The organism is Vagococcus sp. WN80Y (assembly GCF_059621045.1).
This window is the reverse complement of sequence record NZ_JCAQHY010000156.1, coordinates 30315-51558: the sequence shown is the minus strand read 5'-3', so window position 1 is coordinate 51558 and position 21244 is coordinate 30315. Positions and strand designations below refer to the sequence as shown.

Genomic DNA, 21244 nt, shown 5'->3' with positions numbered 1-21244 from the left:
TGCTCCCCTTTGCTAATTATTATTTTATTAACTACCTGTAGTATAATGATAAAATTTACTAAATGCAAGCGTTTTTATCAAATTATTTACTAAATAAAAAAATGTGAATAGATGAACTTTAGTAAATTTTATGTTGAAAGCTCACAGTAGCAAGTTATTTTAACAAAAAAAAACTACTAGATTATAAGTAGCATTAGTCAGACACTTCTAATAACTAATTATAATCTAATAGCTAATACGTTAAATACGAATAGTGAACCGGTCATAAAGATAATTCCTAAGCCTCACTCCTTGTTTTAACTATTTACCCCTTTTGGCAATTTCCCAGCAATCACTTTCCCCTTGGCCATTGTTGCTACTCGCTCAGAACATCGCGCAATCGCTTCGGCCGAACAACTAGCCGCAACAAAAACAAAGTCCGCTTGATCGCCAACTTGTGGCCAGACACGTTGACCTTCGTTATCTAATGGGGTTACACCGTCGGTAATAAAGCCGAGTAAACGATTCAGCTCATATTCTGTTACTTGACCTGTGATTTCACCTAAACGACCAAGGCGTTCCAGAATATCACCATTCCCATATGGAGACCAATTATCAAAAATATTGTCACACCCCACATGTACCTTTACTCCGGCCTTTTGTAAATCAAAAACTGGTGGCATATTACCTCCAAGTGGGACACTTGTGATGATACTAACTTTCTGTTCTGCTAAATGCTCAAATAATTCAAGCTTTTGTTGTCCAGAGACATCTGCTAAAGCAAAGGCATGACTAATAGCCGCTTTTCCTTGCATCTGATATTTTTCAACTAGAGTCAAAAAATACTCAAAAGTAGCCATCCCCATATCCGCTCGCTCATGGAGATGTAAATCGATTCCCACTCCTTGTTCATCAGCTAAGCTAAAAGTATTTTCAAGAGAAGCTTTCATATCTCCATCTACAGCCGTCGGGTCAACGCCCCCCACTAATGATGCTCCACTTTTCAACGCTTGACGAATTAATTGACGACTATCACTTCGTAATAGACCATGTTGTGGAAAGGCCACAATCTCAGCAGTCATGTGATCTGATTGAGCGGCTACGACATCAGCAACTTGAGTAAGATAGGACAATTCAACTGCAGGGTGTACGTCAACATGACTTCTAAAATGTGTCACACCAACTTGTTGATAAACTTCAATCAGCTTCTCAGCACGTTGCGCCACCGATAAAGGAAGTCGGTTTAGCTCGCCAATCTCCATCTCAAATCGTTCCACGATAGACGGAACCTTAGTGACTGCTTTCCAAGCCGTTCCCAAACGTGATTTATCTAGATGACAATGTTTTTCAGTGAAGCTAGGCAATAATAGTGACCCTCCTGCCTCATAAACTTGTCCCGTAGTTTCACTATCCGTTGGAAGTATCTGAGTGATTGTGCCATTATCAATGACTAAGTTGACCAAATCAGTGATTGTCTCCACTTCTTCACCAACTTTTTTTAAACCTGTTTCAATTCGCACATCTTTTATCGTCATTTGGGTCATTTTGTTCTCTCCTTTTCTTTATTCCACTCCACCAGCTGCTATCAGCATGGTTGCAATATTGCCATATCCCAAACGCCTCGCATGAGCTAGTGGACTAACACCTTGACTGTCTTTAATATTGGGATCGGCACCGTTAGCTAAAAGCTCCTTGACAATCTCTTGTTGTACTTCATCTCCATTAGTTAAGGCAATAGCTTCAAGTAACGCTGTCCACCCCAACTGATTAACATGATTAACATCAACTTCCGTCTCAGCTAGTAGAAATCGCACATTTTCTAAGTGACCTTTTTCAGCCGCTGGAATCAAAGCATTGCCACCATAACGATTGACAATCTGTTGATCAGGTTGATACTTAGCCAGCTCTTTCAAAATCTCTAATCGGCCTTCCGCTCCTGCAAACAAAAATGGACTGTCTTCAATGGCATCCTGTGAATTAACAGAAGCACCATTAGCTAATAACAACTTCGCTAATGGTAAATCATTTACCTGAGTGGCAATCAGTAAAACAGTCGCTTGCTTTTCATTGCGACTTTCAACATCTGCCCCTGCCTCGATACTTTCTTTAGCAACCTCTAAATTTTGCTGAGTAACAGCATTGACTAATTGTTGATTCAACTCCGATTGATTAATCATCGGTTCATCCTCCTGACTTGATTCAACTGTCTCACTTGCTTCTGGTTGAGTAGTCTCACTACTTTTTGGCAAACGTGTTGTAGAAATTGACTCCTCTACGATATCTGGTTTATTTACTTGTCCCACCCAATAAATACCACCTACAATTACAAGTCCAACCAGTACGACTCCTACAACAATTAGTCTCTTTCTTTTAGTAATCAGACGAATCCCTCCTTCATCAGACAACTCCTAAACCAATCAATTCCTTTGCCATTCTCCTAACTTTACTTTATCATGAGTTTTATCAGATGAAAAATATTAATAATATTCGATTACCATATTTTTTTTATATAGGAGAAGATTAATTTATGGATTTACGTCAAATTAAATACTATATCGCCATCGCAGAAGCCAAAAATATTACTGAAGCCGCCAAAAAACTCCATATCGCTCAGCCACCTCTCAGTCAGATGTTAAAGCAATTGGAACAAGAGTTAGATACCTGTTTGATTGAACGTCAAGGACGCCAGATTAGTTTGACTGACTCTGGACGTGTTCTCTACAATGAATCGCTTAAAATAATTAAACAAATTGAAGAAACAGAGCGCCTAGTTAGAGATACCTCCTCAGGGACAAAAGGGAATTTAACAATTGGTATTAATACTCTCTCCGCCGAAGAACTTGTTCCTAGTTTATTACGATTTCAGGAAAAGTACCCCCAAATAACCTTTGACATTCATCAAAATGAATCTAGCATTCTCTGTCAACTGGTACGCGAACGAAAAATTGATGTTGCCTTAATCCGTTTTCCTCTTGAAGTAGACGATTTTGATGTCACTTATCTAAATACGGAACCCTTTTATTTCATTTGTGATGGCTCAGAAAAAAAAGGGCCTAATCCCTCAGATTTTCTCGGTATCGCTAATAGCAAGTTAGTTTTACCAAGTACTAAAGGTTTAGGTGTTTACCATTCAATCATTGAATATTTAGCAAAATTTCAGCTTAACCCACACTCAATTTCGAGTTGTTCCGACATCAACTTACTTTTTCAATTAGTGGAAGCAGGCTTCGGTACAAGTATCGTTCCAAAATCCTTACTAACACAACAAAAACACCGAAAAGTCGAAGCTCACTTGCTTGACGATCCGCTGTTTCGTTCTTCTTATGGCTTAATAACGCTTAAAGGTGCCTATCACGGCACTGTTATCGGTAAATTTATCAAGGAATTAACAAATGATAGGGGAGCCACTTAAAATTCAATCAACTTTAAGTTTGATAAAGTTGTATTAAGGGTAACCATTCCCCCAATTGGTAAGGTCATCAGTGGCTGTGTATGCCCAAAGTCCAAGCCATAATAAACTGGAATTTGCTTCAACTCTGGATGCTTATCCAAAATAAAAAGAAGCTGTTCCTCTGTCATCTGAGAGACCTCTTGAAAACGCCCAATTAACAAACCTTTAAGATTGTTAGTCGCTTGCAACAGTGAACTCAAATCACGAGCAAAAGTTTCTGGTGTCGTCAATTCATCATCTTCAATGAATAAAATACTCCCATCAACATCAGGCATATAAGCTGTTCCCTGTAATAAATTTAACGTACAAAGATTGCCTCCATATAGTGTCCCAAGAGCCGTACCATGATTATATATCTGCCAATTCGTCTCATGATAGACTCTCTTTTCTTGATCTAAGAACCAAGCATCATCACTCCAATAGCTAGAAGGTAATAATTCATAAGGCTCCTGTTGCATCAAGCAGTTCCTAAAGCTACTTGATTGATATGCTTGAAGTTCAGTCATTTGAAAGCTAGAAAAATGAGGGCCAGAATACGTCATAAAGCCACATTTGGCTGTAATTGCATTTGTAAGAGCGGTAATATCGCTATAGCCACACAAGATTTTTGGATTTGCTTGAATTAGTTTATAATCCAAATAAGGCAGTAATTCATTACTATTAAAGCCACCGATAACTGTTAAAATAGCTTTAACCTTCGGATCGGCAAACGCATCATGCAGATCGGTTACTCGCTCCGAAATTGGTGATGAATGTTGTAAATCACACGTCCCTACATATTTACCAAATGTCACCTTAAATCCAAACGCTTCTAGTCGTTGTTTTGCTAGAACAATTCCTTCTTCTGACAGAATTTTAAGACTTCGACTTGGTGCTACTACTCTAATTTCGTCTCCTTGTTTCAATTTTGCAGGTCTCTTCATGATGAATTCTTCCCTTCTTTTACGCCAATATAAAAATAATCTCTAAGGCTATAATACCTAAGAGATTATTTTTTAGCAACTTTTATTCAACTGTCACACTTTTAGCCAAATTACGCGGTTTGTCAACATCTAAGCCCCGCTGTAAACTAGCAAAATAAGCAATTAATTGTGTTGGAATAACACTCACTAAAGGACTTAATAAAGTATCAACCTGCGGTAAAATTATCGCATCTCCCGCTTTTTCTAACCCTTCCATAGCAATAACAATTGTCTTCGCCCCGCGACTTTCTACTTCCTTCAAGTTTCCTCTAGTATGAGAGCCCGTAACCTCTTCAGTGATAATCCCAAATACTGGTGTCCCTTCTTCAACAAGGGCAATAGTACCATGCTTCAGTTCACCGGCAGCAAAGCCTTCTGCTTGAATATAAGAGATTTCTTTCAGTTTTAAAGAGGCTTCCATAGATACATAGTAATCAACCCCTCTGCCAATATAAAAAGCATTACGCGTCGTAGACAAGCTTTCAGCTACTAACGCTGCCAAGGATTCCTTTTCATTAATCAGAACATCCATACCATTAGCCACTAAACCAAGTTGATGAATAAGATCAAATTCACTAGCCTTTTTAATTTGACAAACGCTGCCTGCAACTTTAGCCAAAATTGCTAGAACAGCAATTTGTGCCGTATATGCTTTAGTTGACGCAACAGCAATTTCTGGACCAGCATACAACAACAACGTATACTTCGCTTCCCGAGAAAGAGTTGATCCTGGAACATTAGTCAATGTTAAAGAAGGATATCCTAACTGATTAATCTTCACTAAAACCTGACGACTATCTGCCGTTTCGCCACTTTGACTCAAGAAAATGAAAAAGGGCTTTTTAGCTAAAATCGGCATGTTATAACCGAACTCACTTGACAAGTGAACTTCAACTGGAATATTTACCAACTGCTCTAATAGCTGTTTTCCAACCCATCCTGCATGCCAACTTGTGCCACATGCCACGATATAGACACGCTCACTTGCAGTTAACTCCTCAACAATTGCTGGGTCAATCACTAACTCTTCCAGTTCATTAGAATAGCGTTGAATAAGTCGACGCATCACCGCAGGCTGCTCATCAATCTCCTTTAACATGTAATGAGCATAAGTCCCCTTTTCCATATCCTCTAAATCTAATTGTGCTTCATAAGGTTCTCGACGAATTAAATTCCCTTTCTCATCTTCGATTTCAATTTTATCAGCCCAGATCGTCACTAGCTCTCCATCAACAATTTCGACAAAATGTTTAGTCTCTTGAATCATCGCCATCGCATCACTACAGATAACATTAAAATCAGCACCTAAGCCAATGAGTAATGGGCTTTTATTTTTAGCCACATATATGTGTTCAGGATGTTGTTTATCAACTAAGGCAAAGGCATAAGAGCCTTTAATAATTGTTAACGCCTTTTTAAAAGCTTCTTTTGCAGTCATTTCTTCTTTAGCCACAAAATAACTAATAAGCTGAACCGCAATTTCCGTATCAGTCTCCCCTTTTAAAGATGCCTCATTAATAAAGTGAGCTCTAATTTCTTCAAAATTTTCGATCACACCATTGTGGACTAAAACAAAGCGACCATCGTTTGATACATGAGGATGCGCATTCGTTTCTGAGGGTTTGCCATGCGTTGCCCAACGTGTATGGCCTATCCCTATCTCTCCCTGTACCTCCTCGTCAATCTTAGATTTCAAATCAGCAATCCGTCCTTGAGATTTTACTAAATAATCTTGATAACCTCGACCTGTAACAAAAATACCGGCTGAATCATAGCCACGATACTCTAATTTTTCTAATCCTTGAATTAATATTTCAGTTGCATTTTTCTTGCCAATCACGCCTACAATTCCACACATAATTAAAACCCTGCTCTCTTAAGTTAAATTCATTATTTTAATGACAGTTGCTCACAAACTCCAACCGTCTACGTTTCTATCTGCTTAATCAGGCTTTTGTTACTGCTTCACAGCTGTTTTTTGGCCTAATCTTTAGAGTGCAGTCCCTAGAGCCATCCGCCGAAATTTCGATAAACTCTCTCCTCGTCACCTATTTTAACAGCCTCTTTCTAGTCTAGCTACTAGTTGACTTTATAAATAGGTCTGGCGCTATCCTTTTAAATTGGTATAGTTCACTCCTTTTTGTTTTTATTATTAGAAACACTATAAATCATAATATTAATCTGATAAATTGTCAACAAGTATTTTATTGGTATATTGTAAATACTTTTAAATTTTGAAAGTGGTCTAGCAACATCTACACTAATCCATCACTTACATAAAATAAAAAATCAGTAGAACCGTGACGGCCCTACTGATTTTTTATTTTTAGTTACTCTATGCCTATCTCTTCACGAACCACATCCGCGATGGTATCCACATAATAGTCAACTTTTTCTTGAGTCGGAGCTTCAGCCATAACACGTAACAATGGTTCTGTCCCAGAAGGTCGAACTAAAATACGACCATCGCCATTCATTTCAGCTTCCGCTTTATCGATAGCTTTTTTGATTGCTGGCACCTCCATCGCACCATGCTTATCAGACACTTTAATATTCACTAATTTTTGTGGGTATTCTTTCACTTCGCTAGCTAATTCCGATAAAGTCTTACCCGTTTCGCGCATGACATTAATCAATTGAATCCCCGATAACAGCCCGTCTCCTGTCGTATTATAGTCTAGGAAAATCATGTGACCAGACTGTTCACCACCAAAGTTATAGCCATTTTTACGCATCTCTTCAACTACATAACGATCTCCAACTTGAGTTGCTAAAGCCACCATTCCTTCAGATTCTACTGCCTTATGAAACCCTAGATTACTCATAACTGTAGAAACAATCGTATTCTTTTTCAGACGACCTTGTTCAAATAAATATTTACCACAAATAAACATAATTTTATCGCCATCAATAATATTCCCTAATTCATCGACTGCTATAACCCGATCGCCATCACCATCAAAGGCTAGCCCTAAATCAGCTTGTTTTTCAACCACTAACTTGGCAAGTGCCTCAGGATGTGTTGAGCCAACACCATCGTTGATATTAATCCCATTAGGTGTTGTACCCATCGTATAAAAATCTGCCTCTAAATCAGCAAATACACGATTAACTAAAGGTGTTGTTGCTCCATTGGCCCCATCTAAACAAACCCGAATATTGTCAAAATCACCCTCGACTGTGTCTGTTAAGAATTGAGAATACTTCAAGATACCTTCTGGAAATTCATCAACTGTCCCTAATCCCTCTGCCGCTGGGCGAGGTAATGTATCAACCTCAGCATCCAAGAGAGCCTCAATTTCTAATTCTTGATCATCAAGCAATTTAAACCCGTCAGGACCAAAGAATTTGATCCCATTATCTAAAGCAGGATTGTGCGATGCAGAAATCATCACTCCCGCTGCCGCTTTTTGTAAACGTGTCAAGTATGATACTCCTGGCGTTGAAATAACCCCTAATTGAAAGACTTCAATCCCAACAGATAATAGACCTGAAATCAACGCGTGCTCCAGCAATTGTCCTGAAATCCGTGTATCACGTCCGACTAAAACCCGAGGTTGTTTACCTGATTCTTGATTGTGTTGACATAAAACATATCCGCCGAAACGGCCCAATTTAAATGCTAACTCCGGTGTTAACTCCTGATTTGCAATCCCTCTGACACCGTCTGTTCCAAAATATTTTCCCATTTTTTAATACCTCTCCAATACTTCAAAATTTAGTAATACTGTTAATGATTAATTAGAACTATCTGTCGACTTACTACTTGACGACTTTGATGATGAACTGGTTGAACTCGATGACTGTTTTGTACTTGCCTTCGTGCTAGTTTTAGTCCCTGATTTAGTGGTAGATTCTGACTCTTTTGTTTTTTCCTTATCACTCTTAATCGCATTAATGTTAACTTCGACTGCCACTGGGTCTACCTTAACATTTTCTGGCGCTGTTATCGTAAACGTGTCCGTCTTACTCTTAGTAATACTACTGGTATCTATGTAAACCTCTAAACTTGTCACTTGGTCAATCGCTTCACGCGGCCCACTTATTTTAACATTTTCATAGTTCGTGTTGAACTCAAATGAACTAATGCCAGAAGGAATGGTACCAGATTGTTTCAAAACTAGAGGAACTGACTTACTTGGCGCCTCAACACTGACACTCATTGTTACCGTCGTTGGCACAATGATCACACTTAACACATTGCCATCCTTATCCAGAGCAACTACATCCACTCGCTTCGATAAATCATCTGACAAATCACGATCATCATCTAAAGAGGCAACTACTTGATCAATTTGATCGAGAGTTTCTGCACCTGAGGTAATCTCCACTTTCGCTGGATCTACTGTAATATGCTCCAGTGAATAGCCATTTTTCAATAAATTATCATTTACTTTAGCTGTCACATCAAATTGACGTGTTTCCCGCTTTTCGATACGAACCTGAATCTTCTTATCCTTTAAAGTCGCATGGACAGCTTGATTAAGTCCTGTTACCTTTAGTGGTACTTCATAGACCCCCTCAGAATAGCTAGAAAGGTCACCTTCCACTTTAAAATTACGAGTTTGACTATTCGATTCAACATCCAATAATAACTGATTAGCACTCCTCAAGTAAACAGTCGTTGTCTCTTCATAACCAGCAACATAATACTTATTTTCGTCATATTTAAGCTTAATTGGCACGTCATCAACAGCCGTTGCCAAGCCTGCATCTGAAGTTGAAACCTTGATTGGCTTATTAACTGAGTTAGCATTAAAAAAGAGAAGTAACGCGAAAAACAACGCCAAAATCCGAGTAAACCATTTACTGTTTGTCAGCCTATCCATTATTTGCCACCTCCTTTAGAAATCCCATCTAAGAAGGTTTGAAATAAATTTTCTTTTGGCTCAGCCTTTTCTGTTATCAATTCTCGTTTAAGAACTTTGAGATATTGCTCCTGAGTCAAATGAGTATCTAGGGAATTATTTTGAGCTATACTGACATCACCTGTTTCTTCCGAAACGATAATAGTTAACGAGTCGCTGACCTCACTAATTCCTACTGCGGCCCTGTGTCTTGTCCCAAATTCTTTCGGGATAGACTCATTTTCTGATAACGGTAAGTAAGCACAGGCTGCTGCGATTTTATCATCTCGGATAATCACCGCGCCGTCATGAAGAGGTGTATTAGGGATAAAAATATTAATTAATAGCTCGCCAGTAATTTCAGCTTTAATTGGAATCCCCGTCTCAATGTATTCTTCTAGGCCAGTATTCTTTTCAATGGTGATTAACGCACCAATTTTCCTTTTAGCCATATACTGTATGGCTTTGTCAAAGGCGTTGACCATCGCTTGATCTTTTCGTTCACTCTTATTTGCTTTTCTAAATAACGCACCACGACCAAGATGCTCTAGACCACGTCTAACCTCTGGTTGGAAGATAATAATCGCTGCAATCACACCATACGTAATGACTTGATCCATCAACCATGAGACCGTGTTTAACCCCAATAAGAAACTGACGATTCTCACAACGATAATCACTGCAATCCCTTTTAATAACTGCACTGCTTTTGTTCCCTTGACAAGACTAAACAGCTTGTAAATCAAGTACCAGACAACTAATATATCTAAAATATTTATCAAAAAACTTGTTGTAAACACTGTATTAGTAAAAAAATTTCTTATAGTATCAAAGTTAAAAATATTCATGAACTGACTCCACATAACTATCACTCCTAATCCGTAATAGGTTTGTTATCAAGTAGTTTAACAGCGAACTGCCATAAAACAATGATCACCTATTACCATGGGTCCGTTAGTCCCTTTTTCCGATTTTTGCCTAAAGGAACGTTGATAAAAAAGTTATCCAACTAAGTATACCACATTCTGAAAAAGCTGGAAACAAAACAATCACGTTGAATAAGCTTACTCATTTTTGCTTTATTTCTGCAACTATCATCCTGATAAATCGACAACTCTATATCCCAAAAGCAATTATTTGATTTATACCTTTCAATAAAAAAACAGTAGCGAGAAAGACTTTTGTCTCCCCCGCTACTCATATCACGACTATTATATGACGAATGCGTACTATGTATCCACGTACTAAATTAAGACACCTTGACTGACTGATGATAATGGTTTGAGTGACTTGGTTGCATACTATCTTGGTAAAAACTCATCATATTTTCCGCAAACATCTCTCCAGATATCTTTGTTAAAACCTGCGCTCTAACGCCTTCAACCCGCTCGTCATCCTTTGTAAGTAACTCTTTCAATAATGCTTGAGCCAGTTCCGAGTCAGTCGCCACTAGGGTTCCCAGCTCACTTTTAGATCCGACTAAGGTTTCTGTATAAGCATTTCCTTTAGCAACAATTGCGGTTTTACACGCCACAGCTTCAATGTAAGTTAGCCCTTGAGACTCTGACTCTGACGCGCTGACAAACACATCTGCCTGTGTATAATAATTAGGTACTTCGTCACGATGTTTTTCACCGGTAAAAATAACTGCATCAGAAATTGCCAAGCTTGTGACAAGCTCTTCTAATTCTTCACGCTGAGGACCACCGCCTACAATAACTAAACGCGCATCTGGTCGAACACGAAGGACCTCAGGCATCGCCTTAATAACGGCTAAAATATTCTTTTCCTCCGATAAACGACTTAGAGAAAGAATAATCGGTTGAACTGATGTTAGTCCTAATTCTCGGCGAATATCAGCGCCACCGATGACAGGTTTAAATTGCTCTAAATTGACCCCCGTCGGAATAATTCCGATCTTCGTGTGAACCTCATAACTACGTAACTGCTCCTCTACTCGTTGACTAGGCGCAACTACTCCATCCGCTTGATTACAGAAATAACGAGACAAGGCTGCAACATGACCAGGACGCACTAATTTACCGCCAGCAATATAATGCAAGTAATCCTCATACATCGTATGATACGTGTGGATGTGAGGGATTGCTAACTGCTTTGCAACAAATTTCCCAATAAAACCGACACTAAATTCCGTTTGAGTATGAACAATATCCAGTTTTAATTGACGAGCAATTCGCAAAGCTTTATAGTTTCCACTAATCACAATCCGGCGATCCTTAAAGGACATAAAAGGAATACTCGGCAAACGATAAATTCCTACTTCTGTAGAATCAGCTTTAGGATCTGTGGTTGTGAAGATATATACCTCATGGCCTAATGCCTCTAGACTTTCTTTTAATGTTTTAATTGAAGTTGATACACCACTCACTTGTGGAAAATAAGTATCTGAAAATAGGCCGATGCGCATATTATTTGTCTCCTTTTACGTCTGTTTAAAAGTACCCTAACACTTTTTAAAACGACTTGGTTTGATTTGATAGACTAATCATAACTAATTTTCATGAAAATCGTATCATCCTTAAGATGGAGTTTATTCTAAACCAAAGACTGATTTTTTCCTACAACTCAGAATATAACGAAGGTTATCATTAGAATAAACAATGTCATTCCGAAAATTGGTATAATCCTGTGCGCTCTCTCTTTTTTATCATACTACTAATATCATTTTGATAAAAAAAGCATAATTGTGACAATTTTGTTAGATTAAAAATCCGATTTATATGATATACTACTCTTATAGTCAAACGCTATTCTCAGAAACGAGGAGGAAATGGTATGCTCACTTTAGCCCTATTCGCTTCAATATTTTTAGTGGTTGTTATCATTTGGTTTGTATACACGACACTAAAAAGTTGTAATCCAAAATGAAGAGTCCCCATTTGCTAAAAATGAGGACTCTTTTCTTATTTACATCGATAAACAACTGCTTCATATGGACGCAAATCAAGCTCATGTAATGCTAAGCTACTATCTGAATAATTGCTCAATAAAATAGTGTCCGCTTTATGAGCTAAATGCTGATAGCTAACAGGCTTTTCATAGAAATTAGCAATTACCAACCACGTCTCGCCTTCATATGTTCTTTCATAAACAAATAACTGCTCATCATCTGGCAATAAATCACGATACCCTCCCCAAACAACAAGGGGATTCGCTTTGCGCAATGCTATTAATTGCTGATAATGATAAAATAAAGAGTGACGATCCTCTATAGCCTGTGCCACATTTATCGTTTTATACTGAGGGTTTAAGGCCAACCACGGAGTCCCGTTTGTAAATCCACTATTCAGACTTTCATCCCAATGCATCGGACGACGAGCGTTATCTCGACCTTTCTTATTGATTGAAAATAGAATCTCTTCTTCTGAATACCCCTCAGCTAGACGTTCATGGTACATATTAAGACTTTCAATATCATCCAATTGGGCTAAGTTGGTCACAGGGGTATTAATCATGCCGATTTCTTCTCCTTGATAAATGTACGGCGTTCCTTGCTGCATGTGCAAAATAGTTGCCAGCATTTTCCCACTTAAAACACGATACTCAGAAGAATCATTTCCCCAACGTGAGATAATCCGTGGGGTGTCGTGGTTATTCCAAAACAAACTATTCCAACCATCTCCTTTAAAACCCGTTTGCCACTTTGAAAAAACGGCCTTCAGTTGCCTAAAATCTAAAGGCTGCCAATCCCATTTGGCTTTCCCCGGCACTTCATCTAAGCCGATATGTTCAAACTGAAAGACCATTGATAGCTCGTTTCGTTCAGGATCTGAGTACAACTTAGCAATTTCCGGCGTTGCTCCCCACGTTTCACCAACCGTCATGACATCATATTTTCCAAAAGTTTCCTTATTCATTTCTTGTAAATAATCATGAAGTTTGGGTCCATTTCCCGTGATCTCTTGATCTGGCTGTTTGCCAATTAGATCAATCACATCCATTCGAAAACCGCCAATGCCTTTATCAAGCCAGAAGTTCATCATGTCCCAAACTTCTTGGCGAACATGCGGATTTTCCCAATTCAAGTCTGGTTGCTTTTTACTAAAAAGGTGCAGATAATATTGACCACTTTCTTCATCTAATTCCCATGCAGAGCCACTGAATGTCGACACGAGCTCATTAGGGACCTGCCCCTCACAAGAATCACGCCAGATGTAATAATCGCGATAAGGGCTAGTTGTGGATTTTCGTGACTCAATAAACCATGGATGCTCGTCCGATGTATGGTTCACCACTAAATCCATAATCAATCGAATATTGCGAGCCTGACACGCTTCAATCAATTGCTCCATATCCGCCATAGTCCCGAACTCTGCCATGATTCCTTGATAATTGCTAATATCATACCCGTTATCATCATTAGGTGATTCAAAAACGGGGCTTAACCAGATAGCATCAATTCCTAATTCTTGCAAATAATCTAAGCGGCTGATAATGCCTTGAATATCCCCTATTCCATCATTATTACTATCTTGAAAGCTCCTTGGATAAATTTGATAAACAACTGAATCATGCCACCATTTCTTTTCTAACATCGTTTCCACATCCTTTTTAATCTGAACTCGTCACAGTGAACGAGTTGTTTTAGCTATTTGATTGACCCACGGGTTACCCCGCCAATAATGTATTTTTGTGCAAATACATACACAATTATCATTGGCAACATTGCCATTAAATAGGAAGAAAAGGCCAAATTGAAATCTGTGCCAAATTCCGATTGAAAAACATATTGTACCAAGGGCAACGTATTATTCTTTTGATCATTTAAAATCAATAAAGGCAACATAAAATCGTTCCAAGCCCATAAACAGGTCAAAATACCAACAGTCGCATTCATTGGCTTCAACATTGGAAAAATGACTTTCCAATAAGTTGTCCACTGACTTGCTCCGTCAATTGCTGCCGCTTCTTCCAATTCATAAGGAATTGATTTTATGTACCCGACATACAACATCGTATTAAATGCCATGCCATAAACAACATACAGAATGACTAAGCCTACTGGATTGTCCATATGGAAAAATGACGTTTGCTTAACAATTGGCAACATAATAATTGGAAACGGAATAAACATCGCCGCAATAAAGTAATAGTACAACGCTTTAAAAAACTTAGAACGTTTCATCCCTCTCGCGATTGCATAAGCCACCATTGAATTAGTCATGATTGTTAAAACGACAGCAAAAAAGGAGATGATAGCACTGTTCTTAAAGGCATGAAAAAAATTCGTCTGCTTAATAGCATTAGCAAAGTTTTCGAAATGAAACTTAGTTGGTAATGCTAAAATCGAATCCGCCATTTGTTGGGGTGATTTTATAGCAATAATAATTACCATATATAAGGGAAATAGCACAAAAATTGACCCGATAAAAATCAAAATTGTTGAAGATATATTCACTTTTTTACGCATTACGCTTCATCTCCTTCGCGTTTTTGTAAGATTCTCAATTGAAATAATGAGATCCCTGTAATGACGATAAAATAGATAACTGAGTTAGCCGATTGATAAGCCATTTCTCCGCCTTTAAAGCCACCATTATAAATCAAAAAGGCGATCGATTCTGTTGACTTAGCCGGGCCACCACCAGTTAACGCAATGATTTGATCAAACACTTGCAGAAAGTTTTTTAAAGATAAAACCATGTTAATTGTAAAAAATGGTGCAATAGATGGAAAAGTGATTTTCCAAAAGTTTTGCCATGTGTTAGCACCGTCGATCGCAGAAGCCTCATACAGCTCTTCTGGCACCGTTTGTAGACCTGATAAGTATAAAATAATAGTCATGGCGCACCCTTGCCAAACAGCAACAATAATAATTCCGATCCAAGCTAGGTCTACACTACCTAAGATGTTCGTTTCAAGAAAAGGAATTTTTAATGTCGTTCCCCAAGCCGGTAAAATAGTCGCAAAAAAATAATTAAAAATATAACCAACAATCAGGGTTCCGAGTACATTTGGTAAAAAGTAAATCGCTCGAAAAAAGTTTTTAAACTTGATTCGTGAGTTCAAGCCGATTGCCACTAACAAGCTAATAACATTAACAAGTATGGTTGAAATTAGTGCAAACTTAAATGTAAAAAGATACGAACTTAAAACATTACTATCTTTAAACAAATTCAAATAGTTTTTTAAGCCCACCATATCGAAGGTTTTATTCAAACCATTCCAATTAGTAAAAGAATAAAAGACTCCTTGAAGAAATGGAAATGTGTGGAAAATAAAAAATAACATAACTGCTGGAATCGTCATCATATAAATAGTTTTACGATAGTTTCTCATTTTGTTACTCCTTTCGATTCATCACTTTTGTCCATTCATCATCCATCGTTTGTAAAAATGAGGTCTTATCTTTTTTTATAACAAACGTTTGAACTTGAGAATCAAATCCAACACCACTTGGAATTAAGTGATCCGCAAAATCAACAACCTGATTTTTTTCAATATAAGACTCTAATGACTTCAAGCCGTCATTCTGAATAGCCATTCCTTTGATGGCTGGAATAGCATCTTGCTCTTCCAAATACATCGCTACATTTTCTTCCTGATAGAGAAAATCAATCAATTTATCAGCTGCTTTCGCTTTTTTCTTATCAGTTATTTCTGCTGATTGGGCCAACATCAAATCAACACCTGATACCAGTCGATTTTTTTCCGGATCATTACTCACTGGCATCGCGAATACACCAATCGAAACATCAGGATTTGCCTTTTTTATTTCCGGTATTGCCCAAATGCCTTGTAAATACATAGCAGATTCTCCATTAGCAAAGGCTAGATTACCATCAGAATATCCTTGTCCATAGCCATTTTTTTGAATAAAAGGAAAGAGCTGAGCCAGCTTATCGGCCGCTTCATCATAACCTTCTACAAACGTTATTTCTTTGTTGCGACGCTTCTCAAAAAAATCATCTCCTTGAGTATTTGCCACGATTGGATTCATCGCTCCCAAAGTCGTCCAAGCATCTTTGATAGTAAAATAAAAAGGATTAATCCCAAGTGATTGAAACGTTTCTGCAGCCGCGATAAATTCATCCCATGTTTCAGGCACTTTCACCTTATTTTCTTTAAAAATAGCTTCATTATAAAGAACTCCGCTAGCATTTGCTACAAAAGGTAAACCATACAGGTTATCCGTCAAACCGACATCTTTCAATATCTGAATATAACCTTCTTTCGATTTAGCAGCCAACTCCGTTCCATCGAATTGTTTTAACTGCTCTGCCTCGATTAACTCAGAAAATAGATAACTACCACCAATTCCAATCACCTCAGGCATTTGACGTTTAAAAACACGCGTTCGCAAGACAGTCTCTGCATCTGGGGGATAGCTTTCGACTACCTTAATATCAGGATTTTCTTCTTGAAACTTCGCAATTAATTTTCGAAATGTGGGGATTGCTTCAGATTTTGTTTGAAAAAACTCAATTTCAACTTGATTCGTTTCCTTCTTTCCACAGCCACTTATTCCGACTATCAGCAAAGCTAATACAACCATCAACATTCTTTTTCTAATCATCATCGCATCTCCTCTACTTTTACGTAAACGTTTAACTAAATGACCAAAGCAAATACTTATTTGCTTCGCTGGGCCACGGATCCACGCTCAACTAATTTAAATGGGACTATCTGGCTCACTATTTGTTTGTCGGCTTCACATTTATTGATGATAGCCGTTACAGCTAACTCCCCCATTTGGTATAAGGGCTGATGAATCGTTGTTAATTCAGGATAACTTAATAATGCTGTCATCGAATCATCAAATCCGCTAATTGATATATCTCGCGGCACCCGCAACCCCCTTTTACCACAGGCCTTGATTGCCCCAATTGCCGCCTCATCACTTGCACCAAATATAGCTGACATATCTGGATAGCGAGTTAATAAATAATTAGCGCCAACTTCTCCCATCTCAACCCCAAAATCACCATGACGAATCCAATCAGGCTTAACAAGCAAATTGGAATCCGTCATCGCTTGTCTATATCCTTCAATCCGCGGGATTCCCGCAACAGCGTCTTTTTTATCGATGCCAACTATTCCAATTTTTTGATGCCCATGAGCAATCAAAAAAAGGGTTGCATCATAAGCCGCCTGATAATCATCAATTTTAATCGATGGAAATTCAAATTCTGATGACTCAGAGGAAATAAACACATAAGCAACTCCTGTTTTTTTTAGCCACTCAAATTGCCGTCTATTTGGCTGAATCGATACCAGGATAATTCCTTCTACCCGCCTTTCTGCCAGTGATTGCAACGAACGTTCAAAATGTTCCGCATTTTCTCCACTATGGGATAGTAAAACCGTATAACCTAATTCCTGAGCACGACTTTCAATCCCTTCCACTATCAGCCCATGATAATTTGTCACCACACTGGGAATAATAACGCCAATTGAATAGCTATAATTTTTTTTTAAACTACTAGCCATTTCATTTTTTTGATAACCCAGCTCTTCAATCACTTCTTCCACTTTTCGTTTGGTCTTTTGACTAAATCCCTCTTTTCCATTAATCACTCTGGACACAGTGGCAATCGAAACACCTGCACGCTTAGCTACCTCAACCATTGAAATTGACATTCTGACACCTCACTTACGTAAACGTTTACTACTTATAGTTTGAACTTTATCATGATTTGTATCCGTTGTCAATTGTTTTTATTACCCACCTCAAAATGAAACACTGTCAAAAGTCAGCCCCACTATCACTTATTGGCAGGCAACCTGTAGCAATACCCACAAAACAAGCAATGGCACACCCAGTAAGGTTGAAGCAATTGCCATAAACGATTTCAATCGCTGTTTATTTTTCAAAAATAACGATAATATCCCAACTAATATCATGCCTAAAATACCACCGCCAAGATTTAGAATAACATCGTCTACATCAAGAGCACCAATATTAATAATAAACTGTATTGCTTCAAAACTAGCACTGATTAAAAACATCACACCAATTCCCAGCCACTTATGCTTAAACAAAATTGCCAGATACATACCCAAGGGGATAAATAACAATATATTTCCAATCACATTCAAATCCGTCAAATCAGTCAAAAAATAAAAAGGTTGCCAATTAACTAACCTCACGCCAGTTCGCGGATTGCTCAGCGTAGCCATAGGAGATTCTCCTTTGAACAAAATAATTGAAACAAGACTGGCCAAATAAACTAACAGCATCCCCCAAAAAAGAATCGTGATCACTAAACTTGTCCGCTTATTTTTCATCAGCTACGCCACCCTTTCAACTAACTTACTTCTAGTGTATCATTCTTTGTAACTAGAAGGATGAAATATCAGTATGGCTTTTAAAACTTTTAAGAATTTATTGGTGTTCTATCTCATTACTTTTCTTAAATTTTGCAGATTCCTTCCTTGGAATGCTATAATCAATTTTAAAGATAAGAAAAAAATGTTAGGAAACAGGTATAATGAAAAAACTAGATATTGATTGGAATTATTGGTTAGTTAGATTCTTATTTATCCTTGCTGTCATTGTGGGATTTAAGCTCATCTCAAATTTTCACATAGTAACAAGCAGTATTCAACAATTGCTTAGCACATTATCGCCGTTTATAATCGGCTTTATTTTGGCCTACTTATTAAATGGCCCTCAGAAAAAATTAGAAACACTTTTAACAAAGCTCAAGCTACCATTCATTCAGAAAAAAAGGAAAGGACTTAGTATCCTGATTCTGTACGTAATCGCACTATTTTGTATCTTTTTAATATTAAATTATCTTGTACCACTAATCATTAAAAATTTATTGGATTTGATCTCACTGCTACCTTCTTTTTATGCTTATTTAACTGATTTGACTGTCAGTTTGGAGGATAATGGAATCATCGAACTCATTAAATTAGAAGAACTATTAAAAAGATTGACTGCTAGTTATTCGCCAGAAAAATTATTACTGCAAGGAACTGCCTCATTAGCCTCACTAGGTTTATTTGCTAAAAACCTTTCTTCAACAGTAATCAATACCTTTTTAGCCTTTATCATCTCTATTTATGTACTTGTCTTTAAAGATGCTATCCTTACTTTTTTCACTAAAGTTTGCAGAAAACTATTATCCGACACTTATTTCAATCATACAAAACGATTTATTCAACATTCAAACACTATTTTCTATAAGTTTATTGGCTGTCAATTTCTCGATGCTTGTATTCTTGGTGCCCTTGCAACGATTCTACTTTCGCTTCTAGGTGTAAGATTTGCGATTACTCTTGGAATTTTATTAGGAATTTGTAACATGATCCCATATTTTGGCTCCATTTTTGCTTCTATAATTACGACGATTATCACTTTTTTCACAGGAGGCTTAAATCTTGCTGTCATTACGCTCGTCTCACTTTTGATTCTTCAGCAGATAGACGGCAATATTATTGGCCCTAAAATTATGGGCGGGGCATTAAATCTAAATCCTATTTTAATTATTGTTTCAATTACAGTTGGTGGCGCCTATTTCGGCATTTTAGGCATGTTTCTATCCGTTCCCGTTGCCGCTATTTTAAAAATAATCGTGATAGAATGGCTAGAAACAACTGACGACACCCCTATAGGAAAATTAAATTAATAAAAAGATCAGACATTGTTTGCCTGATCTTTTTTATTAGCTAGTCTTTACTTGTCCTTCTTTTACGGTCTTTAATCTTAATTTTAGCAATATTAACTTTATCCATCTCCATTACTTCCATTTCTAACCCCTCATGAATACAGCGAAACCCGACCCTCACAGCTTGCTTATAAGTATCCGTAATCACGCCACTCAAACTAATACTTTCTGTATTTTCGGGAAAATCAACATGAAAAAAATCTTCAATTTCAGCTAGAGACGTTTTTCCATTAACCATAAATTCTTGCTCCGTTAAAGGCTGAATATTTTCCTCTTCCCGATCCTGTTCATCTTGAATATCCCCAACGATCTCTTCCAAAATATCTTCAATCGTCACCATCCCACTAGTCCCACCGTACTCATCTGTTAAGATCGCAAAATGCTTATGGCTCTTTTGCATTTCCGCTAGCAAATGCTTAACAGGAATAGTTTCAAACGCAATAATAGGTACGTTAACTAATGTTAAAATTGGACCATCAGGATTAGTCAAATACTCTTTAATCAGGTCTTGCATCGTAAGATAACCAATAATATCGTCCTTCGTCTTGCGAATAACAGGAAAACGACTGTGACCTTTTTCAATCGTAAATGCTAGTGCCTCCCCAATAGTAAACTCTTCTGGGATGACTTCCATGTCAAGACGAGTCACCATAATTTCCTTCGCCATCAACTCATCAAAATCAAAAACATTATTTAAAAATTCATATTCATCCTTATTAATTTCACCATGCTTCAAGCTTTCATTAGCAATTAACAATAATTCTTCTTCAGAATGAGTCTCATTCCCTTCGCCTAATTTTAAGCCAAATAAACTGTCAATACCATTAGCCGAAGCATTTAATAACCAAATAAATGGATACGTCACTTTGTAAAAATAGTGTAGCGGAGTCACGACCCACAAAACAACCCCTTCAGTTTTTGTAATACTTAGTGATTTGGGAATTAATTCGCCAATGACGACATGAACAAATGTAATCAATAAAAATGATAAAACAAGAGAAATCACCTGAATAACCGAACTCGGAATCGGCAGATAAGTTAACAGAGGATGAAGTAACTCTCTAACCGTTCCTTCACCCAACCACCCAATAGCTAATGATGTAAGGGTGATACCTAACTGACACGCACTTAAATACTCATCCAAATGCCCGACAATATTAAGGGCCAAACCCGCCTTTTTATTGCCAGCTTGAGCTAAGCCTTCTAATCGACTTTTTCTAATTTTAACTAAACCAAATTCTGCCGCAACAAAAAATGCCGTTAAAATAATCATAACCACTAATATGAGTAACTTTCCTACGATCATTTAAAACGCCTCTTTCTATCAATAGATACCGTTTATAATATAACATATTAATAGAATCAAGC

The 21244-nt window shown here is 37.6% G+C and carries 17 protein-coding genes; 2 read left to right on the top strand and 15 right to left on the bottom strand.

Features of this window, described 5'->3' with window-relative positions; all coding sequences use genetic code 11:
• Positions 1–296: 296 nt before the first annotated feature.
• A complete protein-coding gene (locus tag AC5KOD_RS12810) occupies positions 297–1523 on the bottom strand; it encodes an amidohydrolase (protein WP_496914961.1) in 1227 nt (408 codons plus the stop codon).
• Between the two features lie 18 nt (positions 1524–1541).
• Positions 1542–2384: an ankyrin repeat domain-containing protein gene (locus AC5KOD_RS12805; RefSeq protein WP_496914960.1), complete on the bottom strand. Its 843-nt coding sequence runs from the start codon at positions 2382–2384 to the stop codon at positions 1542–1544.
• Between the two features lie 122 nt (positions 2385–2506).
• Between AC5KOD_RS12805 and AC5KOD_RS12800 the strand changes: the two genes are divergently transcribed.
• Entirely contained in the window at positions 2507–3391 is an 885-nt protein-coding gene (locus tag AC5KOD_RS12800) for a LysR family transcriptional regulator (protein WP_496914959.1), read from the top strand.
• On the opposite strand, the gene AC5KOD_RS12795 is transcribed toward AC5KOD_RS12800, so the two are convergent.
• The 12 genes from AC5KOD_RS12795 to AC5KOD_RS12740 form a co-directional block, all read right to left on the bottom strand.
• Positions 3388–4353: a S66 family peptidase gene (locus AC5KOD_RS12795; RefSeq protein WP_496914958.1), complete on the bottom strand. Its 966-nt coding sequence runs from the start codon at positions 4351–4353 to the stop codon at positions 3388–3390. The two genes, AC5KOD_RS12800 and AC5KOD_RS12795, sit on opposite strands and share 4 nt — an antisense overlap.
• Before the next feature lie 82 nt (positions 4354–4435).
• Entirely contained in the window at positions 4436–6250 is a 1815-nt protein-coding gene (gene glmS / locus AC5KOD_RS12790; protein WP_496914957.1) for a glutamine--fructose-6-phosphate transaminase (isomerizing), read from the bottom strand.
• Between the two features lie 472 nt (positions 6251–6722).
• Positions 6723–8081 carry a phosphoglucosamine mutase gene (gene glmM, locus AC5KOD_RS12785; RefSeq protein WP_496914956.1) on the bottom strand — a complete coding sequence of 453 codons (1359 nt, stop codon included), beginning with the start codon at positions 8079–8081 and terminating at the stop codon, positions 6723–6725.
• Positions 8082–8129: 48 nt separating this feature from the next.
• The gene (locus AC5KOD_RS12780; protein WP_496914955.1) at positions 8130–9221 is read right to left on the bottom strand and encodes a CdaR family protein; all 1092 of its coding nucleotides are present in this window, start codon (positions 9219–9221) and stop codon (positions 8130–8132) included.
• The gene (gene cdaA / locus AC5KOD_RS12775; RefSeq protein ID WP_496914954.1) at positions 9221–10102 is read right to left on the bottom strand and encodes a diadenylate cyclase CdaA; all 882 of its coding nucleotides are present in this window, start codon (positions 10100–10102) and stop codon (positions 9221–9223) included. Before cdaA ends, AC5KOD_RS12780 begins: the two co-directional genes overlap by 1 nt.
• Before the next feature lie 386 nt (positions 10103–10488).
• A complete protein-coding gene (locus AC5KOD_RS12770; protein ID WP_496914953.1) occupies positions 10489–11667 on the bottom strand; it encodes a glycosyltransferase family 4 protein in 1179 nt (392 codons plus the stop codon).
• Between the two features lie 496 nt (positions 11668–12163).
• A complete protein-coding gene (locus tag AC5KOD_RS12765) occupies positions 12164–13795 on the bottom strand; it encodes a glycoside hydrolase family 13 protein (RefSeq protein ID WP_496914952.1) in 1632 nt (543 codons plus the stop codon).
• A 53-nt stretch (positions 13796–13848) separates the two neighbouring features.
• On the bottom strand, positions 13849–14670 hold the full coding sequence (locus AC5KOD_RS12760; RefSeq protein WP_496914951.1) for a carbohydrate ABC transporter permease: 822 nt from the start codon (positions 14668–14670) through the stop codon (positions 13849–13851).
• On the bottom strand, positions 14670–15539 hold the full coding sequence (locus tag AC5KOD_RS12755; RefSeq protein ID WP_496914950.1) for a carbohydrate ABC transporter permease: 870 nt from the start codon (positions 15537–15539) through the stop codon (positions 14670–14672). The genes AC5KOD_RS12760 and AC5KOD_RS12755 overlap by 1 nt, the downstream gene beginning before the upstream one ends.
• Positions 15540–15543: 4 nt before the next feature.
• The gene (locus tag AC5KOD_RS12750) at positions 15544–16776 is read right to left on the bottom strand and encodes an ABC transporter substrate-binding protein (protein WP_496914949.1); all 1233 of its coding nucleotides are present in this window, start codon (positions 16774–16776) and stop codon (positions 15544–15546) included.
• Between the two features lie 56 nt (positions 16777–16832).
• On the bottom strand, positions 16833–17840 hold the full coding sequence (locus AC5KOD_RS12745; protein ID WP_496914948.1) for a LacI family DNA-binding transcriptional regulator: 1008 nt from the start codon (positions 17838–17840) through the stop codon (positions 16833–16835).
• A 129-nt stretch (positions 17841–17969) separates the two neighbouring features.
• Complete coding sequence (locus AC5KOD_RS12740) at positions 17970–18488, bottom strand: VanZ family protein (protein WP_496914947.1); 519 nt, start codon at positions 18486–18488, stop codon at positions 17970–17972.
• Positions 18489–18691: 203 nt separating this feature from the next.
• On the opposite strand from AC5KOD_RS12740, the gene AC5KOD_RS12735 reads away from it, so the two are divergent.
• Entirely contained in the window at positions 18692–19837 is a 1146-nt protein-coding gene (locus AC5KOD_RS12735) for an AI-2E family transporter (RefSeq protein WP_496914946.1), read from the top strand.
• Between the two features lie 40 nt (positions 19838–19877).
• On the opposite strand, the gene AC5KOD_RS12730 is transcribed toward AC5KOD_RS12735, so the two are convergent.
• Complete coding sequence (locus tag AC5KOD_RS12730; RefSeq protein WP_496914971.1) at positions 19878–21179, bottom strand: hemolysin family protein; 1302 nt, start codon at positions 21177–21179, stop codon at positions 19878–19880.
• Positions 21180–21244: the final 65 nt, after the last annotated feature.